The sequence below is a fragment of the Thermoflexus sp. genome (genome assembly GCF_042408365.1).
GTDB lineage: Bacteria > Chloroflexota > Anaerolineae > Thermoflexales > Thermoflexaceae > Thermoflexus.
This window is the reverse complement of record NZ_JBHOQJ010000125.1, coordinates 1-4436: the sequence shown is the minus strand read 5'-3', so window position 1 is coordinate 4436 and position 4436 is coordinate 1. Positions and strand designations below refer to the sequence as shown.

At 66.2% G+C, this 4436-nt stretch carries 4 protein-coding genes; all 4 read left to right on the top strand.

Going from position 1 to position 4436, the window contains the following annotated elements:
- The first annotated feature begins 157 nt into the window (after positions 1 to 157).
- The 4 genes from gndA to ACFMO5_RS05375 all read left to right on the top strand — a co-directional run bounded on the left by gndA (position 158) and on the right by ACFMO5_RS05375 (position 4251).
- A complete protein-coding gene (gene gndA / locus ACFMO5_RS05390) occupies positions 158 to 1591 on the top strand; it encodes an NADP-dependent phosphogluconate dehydrogenase (protein WP_376791730.1) in 1434 nt (477 codons plus the stop codon).
- Between the two features lie 163 nt (positions 1592 to 1754).
- A complete protein-coding gene (locus ACFMO5_RS05385; protein WP_376791729.1) occupies positions 1755 to 2576 on the top strand; it encodes an SDR family oxidoreductase in 822 nt (273 codons plus the stop codon).
- 2 nt (positions 2577 to 2578) lie between these two features.
- Entirely contained in the window at positions 2579 to 3394 is an 816-nt protein-coding gene (iolO, locus tag ACFMO5_RS05380) for a 5-keto-L-gluconate epimerase (protein ID WP_376791728.1), read from the top strand.
- Positions 3395 to 3438: 44 nt separating this feature from the next.
- Positions 3439 to 4251: a hydroxypyruvate isomerase family protein gene (locus ACFMO5_RS05375; RefSeq protein WP_376791727.1), complete on the top strand. Its 813-nt coding sequence runs from the start codon at positions 3439 to 3441 to the stop codon at positions 4249 to 4251.
- Positions 4252 to 4436: the final 185 nt, after the last annotated feature.

Below are 4436 nucleotides of genomic sequence, written 5' to 3'. Positions count from 1 at the left end.
CCCCCCCCCCCCCCCCCCCCCCCCCCCCCCCCGGGGATGGGGGAGGGGCCTTTCATGCCCTCCACCGTGGATGAAGCAGCAATTCGGGGATCGAACCGGACGCGGAAGGAGCTCAATCCCTGGGGGTTATCCCATCGCAGTCTGAGGTGAGCGGACCATGCGCAACAGCGGTGAGATCGGGATCATCGGTTTGGCGGCAATGGGCCAGAACCTGGCCCTCAACTTCGCGCGCAAGGGGTTCCGGGTGTGCGTCTACAACCGGACCTCGGAGCGGACGGAAGCGTTCATGCGGGATCGGGTGCGGGGGGAGCCGATCGTCCCTGCTTACACCCTTGAGGAATTCGCGCGATGCCTGGAGCGCCCCCGTCGGATCTTGCTGATGGTCCAGGCCGGGCCGGCGGCGGATCAGGTGATTGAGGCGCTGCTTCCCTTTCTGGAGCCAGGGGATTTAGTGATGGATGGAGGCAACTCCCATTACGCCGACACCGAGCGGCGCATGCAGGCGCTGGCCGCCCGCGGGGTCCACTTCCTGGGGATCGGGATCAGTGGGGGGGAGAAAGGGGCTTTGCTCGGCCCCTCGATCATGCCCGGGGGATCCCCCGAGGCCTATGCCATGGTCGAGGGGATGCTTACCCGCATCGCGGCCCGGAGCGAGGAGGGCCCGTGCTGCGCGTACATGGGCCGCGGCGGGGCAGGCCATTACGTGAAGATGGTCCACAATGCCATCGAATATGCTTTCATGCAGGGGATCGCGGAAGTTTACGATTTCATGAAAACCGCGTTAGGAATGTCGTCCGAGACTATTGCCGAGGTTTTCGAGCGCTGGAACGAGGGGACGCTGAACGCCTTCCTCACGGAGCTGGCTGCCCGCGTGCTGCGGTACCGCGATCCGGAGACCGGGGGGCCGCTGGTCGAGCGCATCCTTGACAAGGCGGAGCAGAAAGGGACCGGGCGGTGGGCCGCCCAAAGCGCCCTGGAGCTGGGCGTTCCAACCCCCACGCTGACCGCGGCAGTGATCGCGCGCACCCTCTCGCATTTCAAGGGGGACCGGGAGCGGATCGGCGCGGCGTTCCCGTGGCCCGACCGCCGCGCAGGGTTCCCTCCCGAGACCCTCGCGGATCTGGAAGCCGCGCTGAACCTGGTCGTCCTGGTCTCGTTTTCCCAAGGGCTGTGGCTGCTCCACGAGGCCTCGCGAGCTTATGACTACGGGGTGGATCGAGCGGAGGTCCTGAGGGTTTGGAGGGCCGGTTGCATCATCCGCGCCCGCTGGTTGGGGTTCCTGCGGGAGGTGATCCGGGAGGATCCGGAGGATCCACATCTGCTGTTCAACGCGCGCTTCCGTGGGGAGGTGCAGGGTCGGCTGCCGGCGGCGGGGCGGATCCTGGACCTAGCGTTCGAGGCCGGGATTCCGATGCCGGCGCTGAGCACGGCGGTGGACTACGTGCTCTCCATGCGTCGTTCCCGTTTGCCCGCCAATCTGATCCAGGCGCAGCGGGACGCCTTTGGGGCCCACACGTATGAGCGCATCGACCGCCCCGGCGTTTTTCACACTGAGTGGGAGGGGGAAACCCATCCGCCTGGCGTCGGGTGAGGAGGAGATTCCTCACGTGGTATAAGTGGGTGGCGGTTCGTTCTTCGCCTAATGCGGATAATGGGCGCTCGGGTTCTCGTTTGCAGTAGGGCGCTTGAGCGCCCGTTTTCTTTCTGGGAGCGCAGGCCATAGGCCTTCGGCACATCTTTTAAGGTGAGGGATCATGAGCCACCTGGAGCGATTGTTCTCATTAAAAGGTAAGGTTGCGTTGCTGACCGGTGGAGCTGGGGTGCTGGCGGGGGCCATCGCGAAGGGCCTGGGCTGGGCGGGGGCCCGTCTGGTCCTCACCGACATCAGCCCGCTGGAGGGGCGCCTCGCGGAGCTGCAAGCGGAGGGCCTGGAAGCCTGTGGCTATCGGATGAACGTGCTGGACCGAGAGGAGATCGAGGCGGTGGCGGAGCGGGTCCGGCGGGAGCTGGGGCCGGTGAGCATCCTGGTCAACCTGGCCGGTGGGAACATCCCGGAGGCCACCGTTGGCCCGGACCGGCCGTTCTTCGATATCCCTCTGGAGTCCCTGGAGAAAGTGGTGGCCTTGAACCTCTTTGGGGGAGCGATCCTCCCGAGCCAGGTCTTCGCCCGGCAGATGGTGGAGACAGGGGAGGGGGTGATCATCAACGTCTCCTCGATGGCCGCCTTCCGCCCCCTGACCCGTGTGGTGGGCTATGCCGCTGCGAAAGCGGCGGTGAGCAACTTCACCCAATGGTTGGCGGTGCACCTCGCCCAGGAGTATTCCCCGAAGATCCGGGTCAACGCTATCGCCCCAGGGTTCTTCCTCACCCAGCAGAACCGATATCTTCTGTTGGATGAGCAAGGGAACCTGACGCCTCGCGGGCGGGCGATCATCGAGCACACCCCCATGGGCCGGTTCGGGGACCCTGACGATCTGATCGGCACGGTGATCTGGCTGGCCTCGCCGGCCAGCGCCTTCGTCACCGGGGTGGTGGTGCCGGTGGATGGCGGGTTCAACGCGTACGCGGGGGTTTAGGGATGGAGTGGCCGCTCGCCTTGGTGCTCTCCTGGCAGCCCACTCGCTTCGAGGCCGCAGCGGCGATCAAGGATCTGGAGCGGACGCTGGGGCGGCTGCGGGCGCTGGGCTACGCCGGCGTGGAGTTGGCTGTGCGCGATCCAGCTGTCGTTCCCGTCCAAAGGCTGCGAGCGCTCTTCGAACGGTATGGGCTGCAGGTCCCGGCGATCGGCACAGGCCAGGCGTGGGTGGATGAAGGGCTATCGCTTACCCACCCGGACCCCGCGGTGCGGAAGGCAGCCCTCGCCCGGCTGGAGGCGCACCTGGCGCTTGCGGCGGAGTGGGGGGCGATGGTGATCGTGGGGTTGATCCGCGGCCGTTTGATGGAAGGGGTGAACCGGACACAGGCGATGAGCTGGCTGCTCGAGGCCCTGGCCCGCCTCGCCGAGCTGGCCGCCGCGCGCGGCGTCCGGCTGGTCCTGGAGCCTTTAAATCGCTTGGAGACGGATTTGGTCAATACGGTCGAGGAAGCGCTCCTCGTCATCCGCCGTGTGGGGTATCCGAATCTGGGGGTGTTGCTGGACACCTTCCACGCCAACCTAGAGGAAGCCTCCCTGGAGGCTGCGATCGCTCGGGCGGGGGATCGGCTCTTCCACGTTCATATCGCGGATTCCAACCGTCGGGCCCCGGGGTGGGGTCGGCTGGATTTCGACTCGATCCTGAAGGCGCTCCGCGAGGTTCACTATCGTGGGTGGCTCTCGGCGGAGGTGGTGCCGCACCCTTCCCTGGAGGAGGCCCAGGCCCAGGTCGCCCGCTGGGCCCGCGGGATGCAGGCATGAGAGGAATTTCGGTTGGGCATGTCCGTAGGATGGAGGGGGTTTAAATGCTACGTTTCGCGGCGAATCTCTCCATGCTTTGGCGGGAAGTTCCCTTCTTAGAGCGCTTCGCTCGGGCGCGGGAGGCCGGATTCATCGCGGTGGAGTTCCACTGGCCCCGGGGAGAGGACCTCCAGGCGGTGGTGGAGGCGGCTCGAGGGAGCGGTCTCCAGGTGGTTCTCCACAACATGGACGCCGGGGATATGGCTGCGGGCGAGCGGGGCTATGCCAACGACCCTGCCCGTCAGGAGGAGTGGCGAGAGCGATTCGTGGAGGCGCTGCGCCTGGCCCGCCGCTTGGAGTGCCCGCGGATCAATTGCCTGGTGGGGAACGCGCTGCCGGATGTGCCCCGTGAGCTCCAGTGGGCGGTGGTTTTGGAGAACCTCCGCTGGGCGCTGCCGCAAGCGCGGGAAGCGAACGTGATCCTCACGCTCGAGGCCCTGAACCCCATCGAGAACCCACGCTATTTGCTTCACCGCACTTCGGAGAGCCTCCACGTGTTGCGGGCGTTGGGGTTCCCGCCCAACCTGAAGATCCAGTATGACATCTACCATATGCAGCGCAGCGAGGGGAACCTCGTCGCCACCCTTCGGGAGATCTTCCCCTACCTCGGCCACGTGCAGATCGCAGATCCCCCCGGCCGCCATCAACCGGGCACAGGGGAGATCGCGTGGGCTCGTGTGCTGGGGACGTTGGAGGCGCTTGGTTATGAAGGCTATATCGGGCTGGAGTACGTGCCGCTAGGGGGAACGGAGGAATCTTTGGGATGGCTGCCGCCGGAGAGACGGCAGGAGGCCACCGTTGCAGACCTCCGCCTTTAACCGGCTGGATCCCGCATCCGCCAACCGGAGGGCAGGCGTTCCGCTTCCCCCGGTGCCTCCCATCCTTGGAAGATCTCCCGTATCTGGGCGAATGCTCCTCGATCCCACAGGGCGACCCCACGGATATGGGCGTTTCACGGCGGGTTTTCTCCTGGGGGCTTTTGGGGGCAGAGCCGCGCGCCAAA

Excerpts from the sequence above, each read along its gene's own strand:
- gndA (WP_376791730.1), top strand. The coding sequence starts at position 158 with ATGCGCAACAGCGGTGAGATCGGGATCATCGGTTTGGCGGCAATGGGC.
- ACFMO5_RS05385 (WP_376791729.1), top strand. The coding sequence starts at position 1,755 with ATGAGCCACCTGGAGCGATTGTTCTCATTAAAAGGTAAGGTTGCGTTG.
- iolO (WP_376791728.1), top strand. The coding sequence starts at position 2,579 with ATGGAGTGGCCGCTCGCCTTGGTGCTCTCCTGGCAGCCCACTCGCTTC.
- ACFMO5_RS05375 (WP_376791727.1), top strand. The coding sequence starts at position 3,439 with ATGCTACGTTTCGCGGCGAATCTCTCCATGCTTTGGCGGGAAGTTCCC.